Origin of the sequence: Paenibacillus sp. FSL L8-0502 (assembly GCF_038593055.1) — a bacterium.
GTDB lineage: Bacteria > Bacillota > Bacilli > Paenibacillales > Paenibacillaceae > Paenibacillus > Paenibacillus polymyxa_D.
This window is the reverse complement of sequence record NZ_CP151958.1, coordinates 490,705-513,210: the sequence shown is the minus strand read 5'-3', so window position 1 is coordinate 513,210 and position 22,506 is coordinate 490,705. Positions and strand designations below refer to the sequence as shown.

13 protein-coding genes and 1 pseudogene are annotated in these 22,506 nt (G+C 46.1%); 5 read left to right on the top strand and 9 right to left on the bottom strand.

Translation table 11 applies throughout. From position 1 onward, the window contains the following. Positions 1–87: 87 nt before the first annotated feature. Complete coding sequence (locus NSQ57_RS02260) at positions 88–2,880, bottom strand: sigma 54-interacting transcriptional regulator (protein ID WP_340931236.1); 2,793 nt, start codon at positions 2,878–2,880, stop codon at positions 88–90. Positions 2,881–3,131: 251 nt separating this feature from the next. Here NSQ57_RS02260 and rpoN point away from each other — a divergent pair, with 251 nt between their 5' ends. Continuing rightward, positions 3,132–4,451 carry an RNA polymerase factor sigma-54 gene (rpoN, locus tag NSQ57_RS02255; RefSeq protein WP_342425578.1) on the top strand — a complete coding sequence of 440 codons (1,320 nt, stop codon included), beginning with the start codon at positions 3,132–3,134 and terminating at the stop codon, positions 4,449–4,451. A gap of 141 nt (positions 4,452–4,592) precedes the next feature. On the opposite strand, the gene NSQ57_RS02250 is transcribed toward rpoN, so the two are convergent. From NSQ57_RS02250 to NSQ57_RS02240, 3 genes are all read right to left on the bottom strand, one after another. Then, positions 4,593–5,744 carry a response regulator gene (locus NSQ57_RS02250; RefSeq protein ID WP_342425577.1) on the bottom strand — a complete coding sequence of 384 codons (1,152 nt, stop codon included), beginning with the start codon at positions 5,742–5,744 and terminating at the stop codon, positions 4,593–4,595. Between the two features lie 156 nt (positions 5,745–5,900). Continuing rightward, the gene (locus NSQ57_RS02245; protein WP_342425576.1) at positions 5,901–9,047 is read right to left on the bottom strand and encodes an ATP-binding protein; all 3,147 of its coding nucleotides are present in this window, start codon (positions 9,045–9,047) and stop codon (positions 5,901–5,903) included. Between the two features lie 159 nt (positions 9,048–9,206). Further along, on the bottom strand, positions 9,207–12,569 hold the full coding sequence (locus NSQ57_RS02240) for an S-layer homology domain-containing protein (protein WP_342425575.1): 3,363 nt from the start codon (positions 12,567–12,569) through the stop codon (positions 9,207–9,209). Positions 12,570–12,844: 275 nt separating this feature from the next. Here NSQ57_RS02240 and NSQ57_RS02235 point away from each other — a divergent pair, with 275 nt between their 5' ends. Together NSQ57_RS02235 and NSQ57_RS02230 are read left to right on the top strand one after the other, a co-directional pair. Further along, positions 12,845–13,825, top strand: a complete 981-nt coding sequence (locus NSQ57_RS02235; protein ID WP_342425574.1) for an aldo/keto reductase — start codon at positions 12,845–12,847, stop codon at positions 13,823–13,825. A 99-nt stretch (positions 13,826–13,924) separates the two neighbouring features. Further along, positions 13,925–14,220, top strand: a pseudogene (locus NSQ57_RS02230) (MerR family transcriptional regulator). Here the strand turns inward: NSQ57_RS02230 and NSQ57_RS02225 are convergent. Further along, positions 14,217–14,882 carry a methionine ABC transporter permease gene (locus NSQ57_RS02225; RefSeq protein ID WP_029514704.1) on the bottom strand — a complete coding sequence of 222 codons (666 nt, stop codon included), beginning with the start codon at positions 14,880–14,882 and terminating at the stop codon, positions 14,217–14,219. The pseudogene NSQ57_RS02230 and the gene NSQ57_RS02225 sit on opposite strands and share 4 nt — an antisense overlap. Beyond that, positions 14,879–15,901: an ATP-binding cassette domain-containing protein gene (locus NSQ57_RS02220; protein WP_025722905.1), complete on the bottom strand. Its 1,023-nt coding sequence runs from the start codon at positions 15,899–15,901 to the stop codon at positions 14,879–14,881. The genes NSQ57_RS02225 and NSQ57_RS02220 overlap by 4 nt, the downstream gene beginning before the upstream one ends. A gap of 261 nt (positions 15,902–16,162) precedes the next feature. Between NSQ57_RS02220 and pdaA the strand changes: the two genes are divergently transcribed. Continuing rightward, positions 16,163–16,960 carry a delta-lactam-biosynthetic de-N-acetylase gene (gene pdaA, locus NSQ57_RS02215; RefSeq protein ID WP_342425573.1) on the top strand — a complete coding sequence of 266 codons (798 nt, stop codon included), beginning with the start codon at positions 16,163–16,165 and terminating at the stop codon, positions 16,958–16,960. Between the two features lie 152 nt (positions 16,961–17,112). On the opposite strand, the gene NSQ57_RS02210 is transcribed toward pdaA, so the two are convergent. Beyond that, positions 17,113–18,813: an alpha-glucosidase gene (locus tag NSQ57_RS02210; RefSeq protein WP_342425572.1), complete on the bottom strand. Its 1,701-nt coding sequence runs from the start codon at positions 18,811–18,813 to the stop codon at positions 17,113–17,115. Between the two features lie 261 nt (positions 18,814–19,074). Between NSQ57_RS02210 and NSQ57_RS02205 the strand changes: the two genes are divergently transcribed. After that, a complete protein-coding gene (locus NSQ57_RS02205) occupies positions 19,075–20,166 on the top strand; it encodes a hypothetical protein (RefSeq protein ID WP_029514701.1) in 1,092 nt (363 codons plus the stop codon). Positions 20,167–20,467: 301 nt separating this feature from the next. Here the strand turns inward: NSQ57_RS02205 and NSQ57_RS02200 are convergent, their stop codons facing one another. Beyond that, the gene (locus tag NSQ57_RS02200; RefSeq protein WP_342425571.1) at positions 20,468–21,256 is read right to left on the bottom strand and encodes an SDR family oxidoreductase; all 789 of its coding nucleotides are present in this window, start codon (positions 21,254–21,256) and stop codon (positions 20,468–20,470) included. Positions 21,257–21,274: 18 nt separating this feature from the next. Then, complete coding sequence (locus NSQ57_RS02195) at positions 21,275–22,432, bottom strand: SMP-30/gluconolactonase/LRE family protein (RefSeq protein ID WP_029514699.1); 1,158 nt, start codon at positions 22,430–22,432, stop codon at positions 21,275–21,277. Positions 22,433–22,506: the final 74 nt, after the last annotated feature.

Sequence of the window (22,506 nt, the reverse complement as noted above, 5' to 3'; positions counted from 1 at the left end):
GGGAATTTGGCCTTTTCTCACCAACTACTTATTATCCTTATCCGCATGATTAATACACATCCAGCATCGTTTTATACACTTGCGCCACTACTTGGGGATACAGTTATATACTTCGCTTAGGATTTCGCAAATATAATATTTTTCATCATTAGTCAGCTTAATGTTAATACTGGAGGCAAATATATTGCAGGAACGGTTCACCACATCGATTAATCGTTGGTCAAGCAAGGATACATCCTCCTGATACACTAGCCCTTCTCCAATGACCATTCGTTCCAGCGCATGAGCCGTATGAACAGCAAGCTGAACCTTCTTTGCATAATGGAAATCAGCCTCCAGTTCCTGTTCCAGCTGCTCGATAAATTTCATCAAAATCCCCAAAATTTTGTGAGGATTCAAATAAGTCATAAACTCCTTTAGCGTATCCTCACATAGATCTCTTACGATCACGCTTCCGTGTTCATGCATAACAGGCAACTGATTGTTGAGCAACAATTCTCTTAATGCCTGTTCACCGCTTGCCTCGATCAGTTTTTCCAAAGGGATAAACGGTACATTGAGCTCGCTTGGCCGCTTAACCCCAATCACCGCAAGAAGCGTATGCTTGGCCCGTAAATCCTTCACCACTTTATCCAATTCCCTGACCTTTGCCGGTACAACAACTATTTTCTCTTCGGTTAAGTCATAAACAACCTTCTCTACAAACTCCTTTAGCTTGGCGGCGGCACCTTTGCCGGAGGAACAGACCGTCACGATTACCTTATTACTGGTCTTTTCCGCTTTCACTCCAGCATTTCCAGTGTTATATCCACGAAAATCCTTCAAAGATTGATAAATTTCCTCTATATTCATATCAAAAATACTGGCCTTTCGCACAGCCTCCAACACAAGCGGGGTTGAAACCATATCGATAGTCTTCACCTTAATCCCGACACGTTCCATAATGGTTGCTTCAAGATTGAGCAAGGAGCCCATATCAACCAGCAGCAATACGCCTCTGCCATTGTCAATGTCCTTCACTTTATCCACAATAACTTCCAGGATTTCTCTAGGACTAACATCCAAAGGCATGTCTACTGCGCAAATATTTGAGCTTCCCAGCAGGCTGTCGACAACGCTAACGACACTGCTTGCCGTACTGTTGCCATGTGCAGCTACAATGATTCCCACATTTCCCTGGTGCTCCTCTTCTACCGATTTCAGAAGAATCGCCACATAGGTAGTCTCGGCATCGGGTACGCTGACTTCAAACTTGGACTCGATCAAATCCTTGATAATAAGTGCCAGTCTGTATTCTTCATCCTGATCATTCATCGGTTCATAGATTTGTTTACTGACATATTTTTTCTCCCGGATTCGCTTTAAAAAAGCACTTAAATGAAGACTGAAGGCATAAACAAACCTGTCGCTGTAATTTCTGTTCAATTCTTTTTGAGCCATCTCTTGCACCTGTTCAGCGAACTCTAGGATATTTCTGCCTACGATCTTAAGGATCCGTTCCCTTCCCCCTTTGATGTTATAAAATCGGTTATAGAAGCTTTTGATGTGAATATTGACATCTGTAGTAATAAACTTATTGATAAAACTGTCGTCGAGTCCTTCTTCTTTGAGCATCCCTATCTTGTCTTCAATCAATTTGTACAAGTTGAACGGCAGTTCAAAAGCGTCTACTTCATCCATTCCTTTGCTGCCTTCAGGAGTAATATACAGCGAGGAGTTGACCATCTCCATTTCGGCAATCTCCTTGCGGTTCTTCCCCATATTAAATAGACCTTCCTTGATATTTCCGGGCAAAATTTTAAAATCAAGTTCAATCTCTTCCTTATTTTCATGTATGCTGTTCAAAAATCCTTTGGCACACACAAGCTGAATGTTCGATTTCAACTGACCGATATTTCCATAGGTTACGCTGCCAATCAGTGCTTTTACAGTTTCCAATTCAACCCTAATAGGCTTGTTCACACGATGGGCTTCGTTTGCAAAGAGATGCTTCAGGATCAAAAACCTCTCTTCAACAGTTCGCTCTTGCAAGGAAGGAATGTTGATCGTAATCGGTATCCGTCTGATAAAGGTTTTCAGCATGGAAGAACCGGGATCTTCGGTCGTAGCGCCGATGAGCAGCACATTCGCTTCCCGCTTGCGCTCCGACTCGCCCAATTTGTTGTAACTGTTCGTGTCCATGAAATAAAATATCATTTCTTGGCCTTCTGGGGGCAGCCGATGAATCTCATCCAAAAACAGAATGCCCCCATCCGCTTTCTCGACCAGTCCCTCTTTCTCCCGATCAGCCCCGGTAAATGCTCCTTTTACATGACCAAAAATGTGGGAAAGTAGCAGCTGAGGGTTATTGTAATAATCAGCGCAGTTAAATACGATAAACGGTGCTTGCTCTGAAAAGCGCTTCATATATTTCCCATAATTATACATCAACCTAGCGAACATTGTTTTCCCAACGCCAGTCTGTCCCACAATCAGCGTATGTAGGCCCTTCGGCGGGTATAATATTGCCGCTTTTCCCTGCTCAACCTGGTTCCTCATACTCCCCATGAAACCAATTAAGGCGTGAAACGGATCCACTTGCTCTCCAGGCAGCAATATTTCATGAATACTGTTGACTTGGATTTGTTTCTCTTTAAGCTGAACCCGAAAGGTCTCCTCGATCACCTGCTTGTGCAAAAACTTGACGGGTCTCCCCTTGATTTTAATAATCAAGTCGGCGCGAAGTAGGCTATTAAGCTCCTTGCTTACATTATTTCTTAACATATTCTGTTGATCGGCTATTTCCGCAGCCGTAATTCCACCGCCGTCCTGCAAGGCCTCTACTGACAGTTTCTTTGTCCCATTGGCAATATACTCTAAGATCTCATCAATTCGTTTCACGGTATTCCCCCATGCTGACTAGTTCTTATTTAATTAGTATATAAAAAAAGAAATAATCCTCTACAAGAAAATAAACTGACAAGTTAATCATTAATCTGATACCCTTTTTATTGAATCTATCCAAAACTCAAATTCAGCCCATTCCATTCACTTCTTTTCCAAGATCAAAGGTTGGCAGTATAATTGCATAAGCTTCACGAATAAGCTGCATAAAAAGTTATTTTTGTTTCCCAGTAAGGAGCTGAGATAAAATGATACGCTACGGATTACAGCAAGAGCAAACATTCAGGCTGGCTATAACTCCAGAATTACGACAAGCCATCACGATTCTTCAATATTCTTCGGTCGATCTAATGTCATATCTTCATGAGCAAGCAAATGAAAATCCGATCATTGACTTGGCAGAGATCGATATGTCCATCGAAAGAATCAACACAGAAGAAGAATATTCGCTACGAAAAAATGATAATCCGGTAGACCTTCTGGACTTTGTCTCTAATCCCGCAGATAATTTATATAGACATCTCAAAGCGCAGCTTGGGATGGTCCGCGGGCTATCCAAACTACAACAGATGATTGGCATGTTTCTAATTGGGAATTTAAATGAAAAAGGCTACCTTGAGCTGGATGTAAATACAGCTGCCGGAATACTTGACGTCCCCACCGATGAGGTTGAAAATATACTTGCCCTGATCCAAGGCTTTGAACCGGCAGGAATCGCTGCCCGCAGTCTGGAGGAATGTCTTCTTTTGCAGCTGCGATATGCCGGGAATGATGATGTTTACCTGGAAGAAATCGTGCGACATCACATGGTTAATCTTTCATGTAACCGCATACAAAAAATCGCGGATGCTCTAGGGATCGACATTCACATGGTACAACAAATGACCGATCAGATACGCAAGCTGAATCCTTGTCCGGGAGCGGCATTTGCTCCATATGAACGCCAGTATCATATAGCAGATATCTCAGTGGAGAAATCCAAAAACGACTACGTTGTGACAGTTAATGATATCACAGTCCCACGCGTCGGGATTAATCCTTTTTACCAAAGTATGCTTCGAAAGCCGGTGATGGAGGAAGAGAAACGATTTCTTCGTGAGAAGATGAATACAGCATTATGGCTTATTCATAGCCTTGAGCAGCGCCGCCTGACCCTGATGCGTGTGGCCCAGGCTATTGTTGATAGGCAACGGGAATTTTTTGAGCATGGCGTTTATCATCTGAAATCGATGACCCAAAAGGAGATTGCTGGAATAACCGGCCTGCATGAATCCACGATCAGCCGGGCGGTCAGTAATAAATACATGCAGACGCCCCGTGGATTGTTTGAACTCAAATATTTCTTCACCTCCGCCCTAGGATCGAAAGACGGGGATGCTACTTCATCAGAGAGCGCAAAAATGCGGATAAAGCAGATCATCGACAGTGAAGAGAAGCAAAAACCATTTTCAGATCAGGCAATCACAGAGCTGATGGTAAAGGAAGGACTAGAGCTGTCACGCAGAACGGTAGCCAAATACCGTGAAGAATTGGGGTATTTATCCTCCTCCAGGAGAAAAGTGTATTAAAGCTTCAGCAAGCGGTTGTGAAAACTAAAAAGCAGCGCTATCACATTCTCCCGGCTGCCTCCCTCGTAGAATCTCCAATAGAATAGGCCAACCAGTAATCTCTGGTTGGCCTATTCATACGACCTGAGCCAGTACAGCCGTTTACGCAGGTAGCGTCTGTGTTTTCAATTGCACGTACAACTGGTGCGTCACCTGCTGCGGTTCAATACCCAACTCATCTTCCAATATTCTGACGAAGCTTTCATAATGCTTTTGCGCAGCGGTATAATCGCCCAGTTGGGCATAGGCGGTCAGCAGCAGACTGCAGATATCGTCTGAGTACGGCTCCCGCTGCTGTAGGCTGAGCAAGCGCTGAACAGACTGCCGGGTACGACCTGAGCGAAGCTCTTCTCTCGCCAGCTCAGAAGCACATGCCAGATACATACTGCGCAGCTTCTCCCTTTTTGCATACGCCCACGGGTAATCGTGCTCCTCCAGGTAGTTGCCACGGTATAGAGCCAACAGGCTATCAATACGCGGCGTACCGCCGCTACCGGATGCAGCCCATTCGGATATTCCCCGCTCGAATAGCTCTACATCTGTAATCCAGCCATTGCGGTTCAAGCGGTAGCGATCCAGATTGTATTCTAGTTTTGTATCTTGCATCCGTTCTTTCAACGCCTTGCGAATTTGGTAAATGGACGTGTGCAGGTGAACAACAGCCTTGTCCAAATGATATTCAGGCCACAGCGCATCCAGCAATTGTTCTTTGCTCACCCATTCCCCTTCATGGTGTAGTAAAAAGGAAAATAGCTCCTGTGACTTTAACGTGCGCCATTTGAGTGGTTTCGCTCCTACGGCTTCCTGTCCAACCTCCAAAATTTCAAGCTTTTGAAAACAACGTACCTTGGGGGATTGCTCTGCTGCAACTCCCAAGCTGGAGGAACGGGAATCAGCCAGCGTGGCTGCAATCCGATCTATCGTTTTGGATAGCCGCCGGGCATGAACGGGCTTTAACAAGTAATCCAGTGCTTGCAGCTCGAACGCTTCAATAGCATATTCCGAGTACGCGGTCACAAAGACGATATGAATATGGGAATCCAGCTGTTGAATCCACTCGGCGGCCTCCAGACCGTTCATCTCTGGCATTCCGATATCTATAAAAACAATATCCGCACGTTCTGACGCCAGATGATCCAGCCCCGCTTGTGCAGACGTATATTTCCCCATTACCGTTAACCGTCCGTCCGCCTCCAGCAACCGTTCCAAGTAGGTTAATGCCGACCTCTCATCATCAATCAAAATCGCCCTCATTTGTGTCCGTGCTCCCTTCCTGCTGCAACCATCCATCATGATGCTCTATCTACATGCTATCTGCTTTATCCTTACGAATTTTAATTTCTTATATTTTATATATCGTATCGTCGCGGGCGTGACATTAGCTTTTCCGACGAATGTACTGTACTTTTTTTATTCATCGGTATTCCGGGGCGAAATCGTTTCCGGCACACGGAAGCTTACCGTCGTCCCTTGCATAGGATTACTTTCAATCCTCAATCCTTCTCCATACATATGGATAAGACGGCGATGGATATTACGCAGTCCCACGCTGGAAGATATATGATCATCCGACAGCAGTTGTTCCAGTCGCTCCGGTGGAATCCCTACGCCGTCATCGGTCACGCTGACCACAAAATCGGTTCCATCCTCCTGTACAACCACTCGCACGGTTCCACCTGTTGCCCGTTGCATCACACCATGCCGTATCGCATTTTCCACGATGGGTTGAATACTTAACGGCGGGATGAGCGACCGGATGTTCCTCCCTACCTCTACGGTTACCTGCAAACGTTCTTCAAATCGTGCTTTTTCCAGTGCCACATACGATTCTACCAATTCCAGCTCCTTGGATAACGGTACCGTATTCTCCCTGTTCTGAAAATCAAAGCTCCCCCGCAAATACTGGCTTAGCTCCATGAGCAGCTCCGCTGCTTTGTCCGGGTCTACGGCTACGGTCGAAACAATGACATTCAAGGCATTGTACAGAAAATGCGGCTTGATTTGTGCCTGTAAAAAGGCCATTTCAGAACGCACCGCTTCCTCCGCTGAATGGCGCATGTTCAGCAGCGTGCGCACACGTGCCTTTAATTCCTCAGCATCAACAGGCTTACGTAGAAAATCATTCGCTCCGGCCATAAAACCTGCGCGGATATCGCCGGGCAGATCGCGTGCCGTCAGGAGCAACACCGGTAGCTCGGACAGGGAATACCGTTCCCTTATCCGTCGGCACAGCTCAATACCGGACATTTCCGGCATCATCCAGTCCGTAATGACCAGGTCAAATCGGGTACGGCCATTCAGCATGTGAAGTGCCTCCTCGGCATGATCCACAGCCACCACGCTACAACCTGTGGCATATAATAGTTCCTCCAGTACCCGAAGGTTAACCTCGTCGTCATCTACAGCCAGCACTTTGTAAGGAACAGTCTGGACTCGATCCAGTGCGTCCTCTTCATGCGGAATCACATTCTGACCCGACGTCACGCCAGGCTGCAATATAACCGCAGGCGAAACATCTTTTTGAGCTTCATGTCCCAACGTTCCGGTCTGCGCCAAAGGCAGTGTAAAATAAAAGGTCGAACCCTTGCCCAATCTAGATTCTACCCGGATATGACCCCCATGCAGTTCCACCAGACGACGGACTATGCCTAATCCAAGCCCTGTCCCACTGTATCCTTCATCCTCAGCATTCGCCCCTCGGTTAAAAGGTTCAAATATATGCGAAAGATGCTCCTGGGCAATACCGGAGCCGGTATCCTTTATACTGATTTCCATTTCACGGGTCCCCGCTTTGGCAGAGATTACGATTTTGCCTTCCTCCGTAAATTTCACCGCATTACCCAACAAATTGTATAAAATCTGAATCAGCCGATCCTCATCCGCATCTACTTTGGGCAACGAACTGGGCCATTCTTTGACGAATTGAAGCTTTTTCTTACCCACCGTATGCCCCAATACCTCCAGCACGGAATTCACAGCTGCCTGTACATTGACAGGCCGACGATTTAAGGCTAATCTGCCATTTTTCAAATTAGAAAAATCCAGAATATCGTTAATTAAATAAGAAAGTCTGCGTCCTACATTCGCAATCAAGGCCAAATTGTGCTTTTGCGGCTCATTGAATTGTGTCCCGTAGCGGTCTAGCATGGATTGAGCGATATTAATAATTCCATGCAGAGGAGTGCGCAGTTCATGTGACGTGTTCGCCAGAAATTCGTTTTTCAACCCATCCAGTGTGAGCAATCGTCGTGACAGGTTCTCAACCTCCATAAACGAATGTACAAAACGTTTGGCCAGCAGCAGCGTTTGAGCCAATACGAATATGAGCATTTCATAGGCTGTCACCCCACGTACATCTCCCCAGCCCAGAATATACACAAAACTAGTCACTACAATCATAAGAATGCTCATAATACTAATGACTAGCAGTGCAGCGTCATCCGTCTGTTGAAGAAGCCCACGAATCAAGATTAGTAACACGTATCCCACACTGACTACACCAAAAAGAAGAATAAACAATTCAAAGGATGAGAGTACCAATGTAGGCAAAAATAGCCCCATACCCAGCATCAGTGCGGTTGTAATATGATAGAAGCGCAGCACGATCCGATTCATAACAATCTGCGTCGAAAGATGAACATAGCGGATCAGAAAATAGTAGAACAGCGTTGACGAGAACGACTGTATTTTCAGTACCCATTCATAAGGTAAATCCGGTATTCCCCAAACCAGCAGCTTTTCTCCATGTGTCAGAATATAAAATAAAGCCGCGATGCAGAAGCATCCTAAGTAAAGTAATGCCTTCTCCTTTTTACGCAAAAGGTATAGCATGATAAAAAATACGGTAGGAATAAAAAATCCTGCGATCAGTACGGTGTCCTCTGCCATTGCAACTTCCCGGCTATGCGTAATACTCTCGTAATCCCCAAATAACAGTGGATAAATAATCCCACCAGAGGAATAGCTATAATTAGCCACATGCACGGTAATATCAGCCGAATGTCCATCTACCGATGCAAACCCAACATAGGGAACATTGCCCTGCTTACCCTTGTCGGCAGAAACAGAGGGAATACCACTCGCTCCGACGTTTTCTCCGTCAATCCATACTTGGCTGGCACTGCGAATGTTTTGCATATAGATGCCGTACAGATTTTCCGCTTTTTCAGGCAACAGCACACGGATATGATAGGTTCCATATCCGGTCGCCTGTCCCTTAGGCATCCACTGATTCCATCTACCTGGCACATCCACAATCTTGGCAGAAGATCTCGTTTCCATCCCCAACTCTGAAGAACTCTGATGACTTTCCCAATCCTTATCTTGTTGCATTTCATGAAAGGATAAAGGTTGCACAAGCTGATTAGGGTAAAATTCCCACTCCCCTCCCAGCTGTACAGGGCCTTCCTTATGAGGGTCCCAATTACGCAAATCAATAATACCGTTATGAGCTTTCCAATGACTGTTTCCGGATAAAACACCCGACACTAACGGATACACTGGTAACGCAACAGCAAGCAGAAGTATAATAAAAAATAAAACACCCTGTTTTTTCATAAATCCTCCGCTCTTTTCAATAACGTCTATCTTTTGTATCGGTTATTCTATTCAGCTACATTAGAAGCGTTGTCCATACAAAAAAGGACGCCCGCCGCAGATAAAATCTGTGCGGAATCGTCCCCTTCAATACGTACTTGTAGTTTCTAGCCTCTCCTATTAAGGAATCATAACGCCATCAATACTACCGCCAGGAATCGAGCTTGAATCGTCTCCACTGTTATCGCTCGGCGGTGTTGCTCCACCGTTGCTGTCACCGCTTCCTGTTCCGTTGCTATCGCTCGGCGGTGTTGCTCCGCTGCTACTGTCGCCGCTTCCTGTTCCGCTGCTATCGCTCGGCGGTGTTGCTCCACTGCTGCTGTCGCTGCTTCCTGTCCCGTCGCTATCGCTCGGCGGCGTTGGTCGACCGTTACTGTCACTGCTTCCTGTTCCGCTGTTTTGTTGCTGGCTGGCTACAAAATCTTTATACTCCTGAATCGCATCTTCCAGATCCATGTAATTTTTCTTAAGTTCTGGCATAGGCAAATACTGGTCCAAACGATTGAATGCATCCACTACTCTGTGAAAGTAGACCGTCGTAGGATCTGTACCATTTACTGTAAGCAGATTGTTCGCAATGTTCTTAAGCTCATTGATATCAAGATCAGTTACGATCCATTTGAATTGGTAGTTCGCAAACGCTGTAATCAGATCCGTATTAGCTTGGTCTACCTGTACCTGTGTGCTATCCGGATTATTAAGCACAAGGTTTGCCAGATTAATCTGCCCTTGAAGTTCTTCGTTATCTTGTTCCGTATAATGACGGCCGAACGTCAAAATTTCATTATTGGCCAAATTGATATTGTGATTCAACAACGTAGTATCCACCGTTATAGGTGCAGCATACTGGCTCTGTACTTGTTGCAGCTCCTCATATACAGGAACAACGTCTTGTAATTCAAAGCTGGACAAGCCTAAGAAAGTAGAGGCATGCTCTGAAGCAGAAGACAAGGCTTGCTGAGCCTCAGCGCTTAATGCGCCTGAATTTTGCAGCAAAATTCCATTGATCGAAGTCTGCATTTCAATGACTTTGTCTCTCAATTGTAGTCTTTTCTCGTTATATTTTTCAAGATAGGTCCCTTTAGCCTGACTTAATTGATTATAAGAGATGACCAATTGCTCCTCAGGAGTAAATGGCATAATGAGTGCAAAGTTGGCTTGTCCTGTTTGTTGCTCTAAAGACAGCATTTCCGTATTCAAGTAATTACGAGCCACAGGGTTAGACAGCAGTTTTAGTTGAATATCTTGAACCAGCTGCTGCAGTTTTTCCCGAGTTGTAGCAGGCAATGGCACAGTGAACTCCGTAAGCCTTTGACTCAGCTCCATGTTCAAGTTCAATACGTCCTGCTGGGTCATAGCAGTGTGCATCTTCTCTGTATATTCCTGAATCAAGTTATCTAGTTCAGCATTTTGAGAACCATTCTGATCGTAGATAACCTGCGCTTCTTGTAAAGTATTCTTAAGCACCGAGAAGTCCGCTGCTTGCAGTGCCAAGAATGATTCTGTAGCAAGATCTATTTTTTGTGTCCATTCTTCCAACTGCTCAGTTGTAGCCAATGGATTCACATATACATTTGATCCTTCTCTTACTAAGGACTTGTAACGCGCTTTATCTGTTTTCAAATTATCCACACGATCCGTTACATCGACAAAATGCAGATAGGCATCTCTGAGTTTTACTGATGCTTTGTATACCTTTATTACTCGACGCAAGCTTTCTGCTTCCCGATCCACAATATTTTGAGGCGCATTTCCTTCCAACACATTGTTGCCAAATTGAATCGCTTGACTTAGTGAGTCGTCCCAAAGAGGTGGAAATTCATCACCAACCATTCGGTTTTGTTCAAGGGTAGTCGAAGCTAACTGAACCAGTCTAGTTAATTCCTGTGTCCCAATCACCGGTTCTGTGGCTGAGGCTGTGTACACAGAAACATCCTGTTTCAATGTGCTGAGTGCTTGATCTACTTCTGCCTGTGTAGCTGCTGTATTGTTCAGTACCAGCATAGCCTGATTGATTGCTATGGACAGGTTTTCCTTCGCTGCGACCGTGTAAAGCGCCTGATCCAGTCCACCCTCACCTGCACGCTCCAACAGTTCTTTGGCTGCATGGACTTCCGTCTCCAACTGACTGCGGTCTATACTGACGATATCACTGTCACGTTTTTTCTTATCTTTGCTATCTGTGTCCGTGACAACCGATCCAGCAGGGGATGAGTTCTTCGTACCATTTACGAGACTAACAGCTTCTTTCACCGCATCATAGTTAATGATAACATCCTGCGGCTGTTTTTGATCCGGCAGGTTAAGCTGGTTGATTGTAGCTCCCTTAGCCAGCGTAATAAAAGGAATGCCCACATATTGTGATGCATCCAACAAACCAATACTACCACTAATCAGTAACTTGCCCAGTCCCTGTTGCAACGAAACGCGGCTAATCGCGGCATTCCCCTCGGTCACGATGGATGCATCATTTTTCAGTGTCAAGTTGTCAATCTTTGTCGTTCCGCTTGCTGTTAATTGTGCATCTTTAGAGCCAATCTCCACACCGGACCATGCCGTATTTTCCAAAATGGCCGATACAGGCTGGGTCCCTGAGCCTTTGATTTCTAATACGCCTGTGGAGGACATGTTTTTCAAGGTTACCGAACCATTGACGATCAGGCGTCCATCAAAAGACACACCCTTACCGTCAAATACACCACCGTCTGCGTTAATTTCCAGCTTATTTACACCTGTGAGTGTACGCAAATTACGGTTAAGATCGATTTTTGCCCCTTTTAATACAGCTTTGTTATTTTCACCAAACAAGCCTTGCAAAGATCCTTCCAACTGGTACGGGATATTTCCGATTCGAACGGTATTGCCCTCTGATTTCACTTCTCCTACCGGATGATCCAGCAGGCTGACGAATACTTCTGCACCACTCTCCCGGTTCAATGGATTTTTCAAATCCGTTGCAGAAGCATCCTCTGTTAACAGACCGTAAGAGCGGGCAACCTGAACTGCATTTTGCTGTGCATCCGCAGTACTTGTATCCTGCAAGTGCATTGCACGTACGAGCGAAACAATCAGTTCTTCCTTGGTAATGGCATCCCCCGGACGGAAGAGTTCTCCGTTACCTCTCATATACCCGGCTGCACGTACGGCCTCAATATAGGGAGCGCCCCATGCATCGGACGATACATCCATAAAAGAAGTCTGCGGCTGATTGTTAACTTCCAACTGGAACAGACCGCACAAAATTTTGGCCGCTTCAGCGCGGGTCAAATTCTTTTGTGCCATAAAATCGCCCTGATTCCCACCTGTCATCAAACCCAAAGTACGAGCTTGTGCTACAAATCCAGTTTCACTTTGTGTATCTGCTGTCGCTGCATAAGCAGTCTGAGCGCCCCCCAGCCAAGGCAAAGATACGATGGAGCCTGAAGCAATCCCCAATACCATCGCAGATGCAATCCATTTATTTCGATTTATAAGTTTCAACATTTCCACTCCTAGACGCTATTTATTGGCATATATCCTGTTTTATCAAAGTCTTTAGTCATGTTTAGTTCTACGTATTATGCAACCAAGGAACTATGCTAAGAGAATTATACGAAACCCCACTGAACCGATTCTGAACAATTAGTCCTATATGAAGGCATCACGCAACAAAATCGCTTGACTTGGAGTGAACTCCAAATGTAATAATATCCGGTGTAAGTAGCTGGAGTAGACTACATTTGAAGAAAACAATATCTAGGAAAGCGAGGTATAATCAAATGGACTATGTGAAACTTGGAAATACCGGCTTGGATGTATCCCGGCTTTGTCTTGGGTGTATGGGCTTTGGGGTTGCAGAACGATGGATTCATCCATGGATATTAGATGAAGAGCACAGTCGTCCCATTATAAAAAATGCCTTGGAGCTAGGTTTTAATTTTTTTGATACCGCGAATGTATATTCAGATGGAACTAGCGAGGAAATCGTCGGACGGGCTTTAAAAGATTTTGCGAATCGAGATGAAATTGTCCTTGCAACGAAGGTTCATTTCCGTATGCATCAAGGCCCCAATGGTGCGGGACTTTCTCGAAAGGCTATTATGAGTGAAATCGATAAGAGCCTTAAGCGACTGGGGACAGATTATGTGGATCTGTACCAAATTCATCGCTGGGATTACACTACCCCTATTGAGGAGACGATGGAAGCATTACATGATGTTGTGAAGGCTGGGAAGGCAAGATATATCGGAGCTTCTGCCATGTACGCATGGCAGTTTCTAAAGGCTTTGCATATAGCTGAGAAGAATGGATGGACCCGGTTTGTATCGATGCAAAATCATTTAAACCTCTTATATCGTGAAGAGGAGAGAGAGATGCTGCCGCTTTGTAAGGAAGAAAAAATCGGTGTGATTCCATACAGCCCACTTGCAGGTGGAAGATTGACGCGTGATGCGCAGGAAACAACACATCGTTCCGAAACCGATCAAGTGGCAAAATCTAAATACGATGCGACTGCAGATACCGATCGATTGATCGTGGAGCAGGTTGCGGCCATCGCAGAAAAACGTGGAGTTCCCCGCGTTCAAATCGCACTTGCCTGGTTGCTACAGAAAGAACCGGTAACAGCTCCGATTATCGGTGCTACAAAAACGTCTCATCTTGAAGATGCAGTAGCTGCTCTTTCGATTACGTTAACACCTGAAGAAATCGCATTGCTGGAAGAGCCGTATGTTCCTCATCCGGTAGTTGGCGCCCAGTAAATATGGATGAAATGACAGTTTCGAAATAAGAAACGACAAGAACGCCCTATCCATTTACATAGGGCGTTTCTTGATCAGAAATCAGGAGGTGAAGTCTGCATGTTGATCGCAGAAGTAAGCAAAAAATTCGAACTATCTCAGGATACACTCCGCTATTATGAACGCATCGGACTTATTCCGCGTGTGAACCGTAATAAAAGTGGCATCAGAGATTACACGGAAGAAGATTGCAGATGGGTTGAATATATTAAATGTATGCGAGAAAAGAACTCCTAATAGAGCAGCGCAAGCAGCTCATTGCAAAAATGAAAGATATGAACAACGTATTGGAACGCATGGATTATAAAATTACAAGCTATGAACAGACAATAGGTGAAAAAAAACATCTAATTTAACCCCTGCGTGCTTTACGGGACAATAGGTTCCCCAAGGACTGAACACCTTGTACAAACAAGACTAGAATGATGACGGTAATCAGCATAACCAGCGTATCAAAACGTTGATAGCCATATGCGATCGCCAGATCGCCAATTCCGCCTCCGCCGACCGCACCAGCCATAGCAGTAGCACCAATCAGACCAATGGCTGCTGTCGTTAACGACAAAATCAGAGAACTGAATGCCTCAGGAAGCAAAAAGTATCGAATGACCTGGAACGGGGTCGCCCCCATCGCATCTGCTGCCTCCAATATCCCCGGATTCACCTCCAACAGCGAGTTTTCGACCAGCCTTCCGATATATGGCGCAATATATATAATCAAGGGGACAATTGCCGCGCTGGTCCCAATGGATGTATGCACAATCAGACGGGTTAACGGAATGATCGCAATCAGCAAGATAATAAACGGTAAGGAACGAACAATGTTAATGATCGGATTCAAAATATTGTGCAGCCATTTGTTCTCCAGAATTCCGCCCGGGCGTGTGATGACGAGTAAAATACCGATAGGGATACCGATCAGGGCGCCAATGAATAAGGATATGCTGACCATGAGCACGGATTCATACAAAGCTTCCCACAGTTGATCCCAGGTTATCGTGGTTCCTGTAATCATCATAGACTCTCTACCTCCTGAATATGGACTCCTTTGCTCTTGATAAAATCAACAGCCTGCTGAATGGAATGCTGCCCACCACGCAGTTGGATTGTCATATAGCCAATCGTCGTTTCTTGAATCTCCGTCATATTGGCAAACAAAATGTTCACATGGATATCATGCTGCCGAATTAATTCATGAACCACCGGATCAGAAGCAACCTGTCCTATAAATTCCAGCTTGTAAATCCGCTGTGATTCTTGCTGTTCGAACGTTTGTAGCACACTCTCGGGTACTGCATCGTGAATGACCGTGCGTACAAAGCTCTGCGTCGTTGGGTGCTGCGGCTGTCCGAATACCTCCAGGACATTGCCCTGCTCGATGATTTCCCCTTTTTCCATTACGGCAACCTTGTTGCAAATTCGCTGAATCACCGACATCTCATGGGTAATGATCAATATGGTGATCTTGTATTCCTTGTTGATTTTGCGAAGCAAGTCGAGAATAGACTGCGTGGTCTGCGGATCAAGTGCCGAGGTCGCCTCATCACAGAGCAAAATGGACGGGTTGCTCGCAAGCGCCCGTGCAATCCCGACACGTTGCTTTTGTCCGCCGGAAAGCTCGTTGGGATAGCTGTTCGCCTTGTCCGACAATCCTATGAACGCCAAAAGCTCTTTCACACGCCCCTCTATTTCGCGTTTGTTGCGCTTAAGCAGCACCAACGGAATTGCAATGTTGTCGAACACCGTTTTTGATTCCAGCAGATTAAAATGCTGAAAAATCATTCCAATCTTCTTCCTTACCTTCCGCAGTCCAGAGGTAGAATAGGTATTTAACTGTTCCCCTTCAACAAGAACCTCTCCGCTGGTTACTTTCTCAAGACGATTGACCAAACGGATTAGCGTACTTTTCCCTGCGCCACTGAATCCGATAAATCCGAAGATGTCTCCTTTATCCACTTTGATATTTATATTTTTTAACGCTTCAATACTTAGGCCTTTTCTCACGTAGGTTTTAGATACATTCCTAAGTTCAATCATGAGTCCTAACTCCTTCCGTTCTTACAAGTATGTAAGATATTCTGAACTGATGCTTTTCTTCGGCATAAACGATCGAATTAAATCCGAGTATTCTAGTGAGTTTTATAAAGTATACTACTTCGATTTAATATTCATGTCAATATGAGTTTTACATTCGGTCAAAGCATGTCCTTGCATAAATCAGTACGATATTGCAGATGGTATGAAATATGTCGAAGCATACACACCTTACCCGAACGGGACGAAAGCGGAGGAAAATAGATGAAGCGAATATTTACCTTGTGGCTATGCATTGCAGTAACGGGTATGTTGGCAGTTACGGCGGTACCCGCATGGGCTACTCAGACTGTTGACGGACAGCCTTATCATTTTGGGTTTAAAAAAAGTAAAGGAGGGGAGCTGCCTTCCATCGCACAAGAAGGCTTTATGCACCTGATCGAAAGACAAGGTGGCATCTTTCTGGGGGATACGACTAAAAAAGAATTATTTCTCACTTTCGACAACGGCTATGAGAATGGGTATACTCCGAAAGTGCTGGATGTATTGAAGGCCAAAAGGGTTCCGGCCGCCTTCTTTGTGACGGGGCATTTTGTAAAAGACCAGCCAGCTTTGATGCGACGCATGGCGAGTGAGGGCCATATTATCGGCAACCATTCATGGAGCCATCCTGATATGAGCACCATTTCTTCGGCAGAGATCCGGTCTGAGCTGGATCGGGTACGAAATGCATCGGCAGAGCTAACCGGGCAAAAAGAAATGAAATATGTCCGGCCGCCTCGCGGCATTTTTAGTGAAAAAGCATTGGCTTCCTGTCGAGAAGCCGGATATACGAGCGTATTCTGGTCTGTGGCTTACAAGGACTGGGACACAAAAATTCAGCAAGGAACGGACTATGCCTATCGTCAAGTCATGCAGCAGCTCCACCCTGGAGCGGTCATTTTGCTCCATTCCGTATCCAAGGATAATGCCGAGGCGCTTGCTTCTATCATCGACGAGGCTCGCAAGCAAGGGTATGAGTTTAAAAGTCTAGACGACCTTAAGGTGAAACATTATCACTAAAAAGTAACTACATTTAATGAGACCATATCATAATGAGCCCGATCCACACCTGCCCATGGTAGCCAGTGTGGATTGGGCTTTTTAGTTTACTCCAAGGAAGGGAAGGCTCTATGGGCCTTCCCTTCCTTTTACCATTCTAAAGATAGCAAAGCCTAATGCATGGTTAGCTTATACACTCTGGCTTCATAAGGCCGCAGCTTCAAGGCATGCAGTTGTTCCCCTTGTACCGGTTCGTAGTTGGAGAGAAGTAGTTCCGCCTTGGCGGCAGGAAGCTCCTCACCTTCGGGCCAGTGGAACACCGGATCACGGTCAAAGAAATTCAAAATGACCAGCAAACGCTTTTTTCCCAACATACGAGTGAATACATACAGCTCTGTATCCAGTGGCAACAGAAGCTTGTATTCGCCATAGACTATGACCTCATGTTGTTTGCGCAGAGCAATCAACTTACGATAATAGTGGAAAATCGAGCCTGGATTATTTCTTTCAGCCTCTGCATTAATGTGTGTGTAGTTATCGTTAATCTTCATCCACGGCTCTCCATCGGTAAATCCGGCCGCAGGACCAGCATCCCACTGCATAGGAGTGCGTGCATTATCCCGGCTTTTTCGCCAGATTGCCGCCATAATCTGCTCCTCCGGCTCACCAATCTTTCGTTGCTGCTCATAATAGTTTAACGTTTCCACATCCCGATAATCATCAATCGACGGGAATGCAATATTCGTCATCCCAATTTCCTCACCCTGATAAATATAAGGCGTACCCTCAAGCATATGTGTGAAGGTTGCCAGCATTTTGGCGGATTCCACACGATATTGTCCATCATTCGCAAATCTGGAGAGAGCCCGAGGTTGATCATGATTGTTGAGATAATTGGCATTCCATCCTTCTTGATGAAGCACTGTCTGCCAACTGCTCATTATTTTTTTCAGCTCCACCAGCGTCCATGGCTTGGATTTCCATTTTTCCGTCCCTAGCCCTTGTGCATCAATAAACATGTGTTCAAACTGGAAGACCATATTCAATTCATGCCGCTGGTCTCCCACATAATCAAGCGCCTGTTCCGGTCCTAAGCCAGACGTTTCGCCAACTGTCATTAAGGGATAACATTCCAGCACCTTTTCATTCAGCATCCGTAGAAGCACATGTACCTGTTCCAGATTGGAAAAGAGCTGATAAGCCCGTACCAAGGTTCGTTTGTCGGGATTATCGGCATCCGGCAGCCCTTCGGCTTTGACAATATGGGCAATAGCGTCAAAACGGAAGCCATCGACTCCCTTTTTCAGCCACCATTCCACCATGCGGTAGAGCTCGCCCACCATCTCTTCATTTTCCCAGTTCAGATCCGGCTGATGCTCGGAATATAGATGCATGTAATATTCGTCTGTAAGCTTGTCATATTTCCACACTGAGCCAGAAAAATACGATTCCCAGTTGTTCGGATATCCGCCATTTTTGCCTGTTCGCCATATGTAGTAGTCCCGCTTCGGATTATCCTTGGACGAGCGTGACTCCGTAAACCACGGATGCTCATCCGATGTATGGTTTAATACCAAATCCATCATGATTTTGATACCTCGTTCATGCGCCTGGTGAAGCAGTTCGTCAAAATCCTCCATTGTTCCAAACTCATCCATAATGGCATAATAATCGCTAATATCATATCCATTATCGTGATTGGGCGATTTATATACCGGACAAATCCAGATAACATCAATACCCAGTTCACACAAATAATCCAACCTGGACAAAATGCCTCGCAAGTCCCCTTTACCGTCTCCGTCAGAATCCTGAAAACTGATCGGGTAAATCTGATATACAACGGCTTCCTTCCACCATATTTTTTTAGGCATGTTTCCCTCCTGTAGCTTCTCTGTACATCCAATAGCTTATGCTCTTAACATACACGCAATACCTGGCTGCGAATCGTTGGTGATTGGGAACAAGAGTCTTGTAAGCTTGCTTCGACGCATTAGCAGAACCGCTATAATCTGCGGAGGTTTATTTTAAAAAAATATTTTGTAAAACAGGTTGTATAAATGGATCTGGCGTTACCTATATTTATGAACTGCCCATATACATGTACCCACTTTTGAATAAAAGGAGGAATTTACATGAACCATCGATCCAAGGAGCCAAAGGATCTGATTGTGGAAACTGCCGTGATCCCGCCCAACATCCATGTGGATGTGGAGTCAGCCACTGAGGGCGGAACACGCCGCCTGATGCTTAGCGATAACCCGGAGACGCTTACCCATGTGACGGTACCTACCGAGCAAGCCACCCTGTGGCATGACATGGTTCGCTCGACAACCCGAACAGTCAAACATCGCATTTTCGGCTGGCATTATAACAAAATCGACAGCCCTGTTAAACTGGGCATCACTGTAGAGAACAGGAGCGCTGCTAAACTGGAAGTACGCCATATTGAACGCGCTCTTAAGATTGTGCCTGAGGACGGCAACTGGATTATTGATGTCGGGCAGTCTATTGCCAAAAGCTGTTTGGCGGGTACGATGGAACGTGTGAGGCCAGCAGACCGTCATAAATTCGGCAAAGGCACCGCTCTGCTGGAGGAATTTGAGCTGCCCGAGGGATCGCTGGCCGGATTCATCTATGACCTTACCGTAGAATTTGCTGAAGGCCACGGTACGCTGGATTATGTGATTCGCACCGTGATCAGCAAGGACACGCAGACCGATCTGCGCCAGATTCATATGGATGCGCTTCCTCCCGTACCTCCACCACAGGCGCATCCACGAGGGGTGTGGTCCTTTTCCGAAACGAATGCGCGGATGCCAGAGTACGTGGTGGGACAGAGCGCAAACTATCGGGCGTGTGCCACCAAAAAGCTGAACGGTGAGGCTCCTGCCGATCTGCTGTTTACCGGGGCACGCAGCGAGCTGGGGCCTGCGCTAGATAATCGCGGACAATTCGGAACCATATACAACGCGACCATTCCCATCGTTAACGACAGTGACGAGGTACGTATCGTCAGAATCTACGCGAATCCACGTGGGGGCGCGTTCGCCGGGGCTGTACGCGTGGATGATCGTGTATATGGTATCCCTTTGCTACGAGATAATACCAAGGTATGCCGATTAGCTGATATCAGCGTTCCCCCCGGCAGATCCAGCTATTCTCTCAGCTTCATGGTTGCAGGTAGCGCAACTACGCCGCTAGGTCTGTACGTCATTACACTATAGCTGTGCTCACGATGACTGGATGAGCGAACGTGGGGCCAAAATGTTACGGGATATGGTCTCCTCTATAGTAAATGGAGCTGTCCCAAAGTGGTTTTAAACTTTATTGGACAGTCACGCTTCATCATTAGTATAAAAAAGCGCGAGTGCAAGGGTTATTCCCCCCCGTAGCTCGCGCTTTGGTTCATGCTCACCCATTTGAGCAGGTTATGGTCAAGCGAAGGCACGAGCCCTCTCGCCGCCATACCCGGCATCGGCGATGACCATACCCGGTCACCCGGTTTGTGTCAGAATAAATATCGCTCTATTTGAACCGCTGGACCTGCCTCGAAGGCATAATGGTCAACTCTGGAATATTGACATGCTCCGGCTGCTCTAGTGCATAAAGGGCAGTTTCTGCAACATCATCGGGATGCAGCGGCAAAACGCTCGAAGCAAACGCCCGAATTTCCTGCTCGGGATATCCGGCCACCTGCGAAAACTCCGTCGCCACCGCCCCGGGGTGAATCGCAGTTACACGAATTCCTTGCGTACTGGTCTCCAAACGCAATGCAGAGGCTATGGCGCTAACGCCGTACTTGGTAGCGCTGTATAGTCCTCCTCCGGCAACCACTTCCTTCGCTGCAATAGAGGAGACAATGACAACATCCCCCTTGGCCTGTTCCCTCATTGGCTGAAGTCCGTACTTCAGTGTCAGGACAAGACCGTGCACATTCGTCTTGTAAAGCTCCTCCCAGCGTTCCAGTTCCACCTCTGCCAGCGGACTTCGATACCCGAAGCCGGCATTGGCAACGATAATGTCAAGCCGCCCCCAGCGTTCAAGAATGGCGTGGACCGCCTGCTGTATGTCTTCAGCCTTTTGGATATCGGCAGGTATTGCCATGACCTCATACAATTCCTCTTGGTGCAAGTCGCGAACCAATTCATCCAATCGCTCCTGACGGCGCGCCAATACAGCTACATACGCGCCACGCTTTGCCAGTTTTTTTGCAATCGATGCCCCAATGCCGCTGCTTGCGCCTGTTACCAAAGCTACTTTCCCGGCCAGGCTTTCCTTCGCTTTCCAGGATAATTTCAACTCATCCAATATCATGTTAAACCCTCCCCAAGCTTATTTGGTTAAAAGCACTCGATGAACACCCTGGCTGCCTCCAGGAGCTGTACCTATATATAAATATCCGTCATGGTTTACAGCCGTGGTTACCCCATAAAGCGAGCCTTCAGGATCATGCCAGCTTCCGATGAATTTACCCTGCGGATTAAGCTCCACAGCAAGTCCATGCTTCACAGGTGCGCTTGCACCGCTAAGCAGCGATTGAGGCAATTTGGCCATCATTCCAGCCAGCCACGGGCTTCCATGCATCTGATCTACAAAGGGAATACGTGTCGTGAAGAGACCGACCCAGAAATGGCCTTGATCATCACGCGTAATGTTATCCGGAAAACCGGCGAGATTATCCGCAAAAATATCCGAAGTCCCCTTCTTCGGCCCTTTGAGCCAGTATCGGGTCAATTGGTAGTGATACGACTCTGCCACAAGTACAAAATCTTCGTCCGCAGACAAGGCAACCCCGTTCGCAAAATAAAGGCCTTCCAACAGAACTGTCGTCTGCTTGGTCGCTGGATCATATTTCAGCAAACGTCCATGCGGCTTGTTCTCGGCGATTTCTTTGAAGACTACACTGCCATAATTGGAGGTGTCAGAAAAATAAATAGTACCATCTTTGGCAATATCCAGTTCGTTGGCCAAATAGATCGGTGTGTCGTCGACTTGATTGGCCAACACCGTCACGTTTCCGGAAGGATCTACCGACAGTAGCCCCTTCTTAACATCCGTAACGATCAGATTTCCACTTGCGTCAAACATAAGTCCATTGGGCGTTCCTTTGGTATCTGCATATAGCTGGGCCTTTTGCGGATTGCCCTTTGTATCAAAGGCAACCTTATAAATTTTCCCGTCGGAGTCTCCCGTATATAAATTTCCTTCCTTGTCAAAGGTGATAAATTCCGGAAACTTAGGGGCATCTGTAACAAGCTCGGCGGAGCTGAGTTTGTTGTTTTGTTGCCATGGACCCGCTTGTTCAAAAGAGGGGGCCGAAGGTGCAAGCCATTTTGCAGGCTGTACAGGGGAAGGGATGAGCATAAAAATAACCACTCCCAGAAGGATTACCGACAGCAGCGATAATCCGGTTCTGCGTACCCACTTACGCGGTTTTTTATTCTTTCTTTCTTGAGAATCTTTGACAGATAAATCAGGTTTACTGGGCATTAGAGTGCCTCCTATGTGATTTGAATAATATTTCAGCATTTTGCATAATTCAATTCCCAACGCTCGAAAGTACA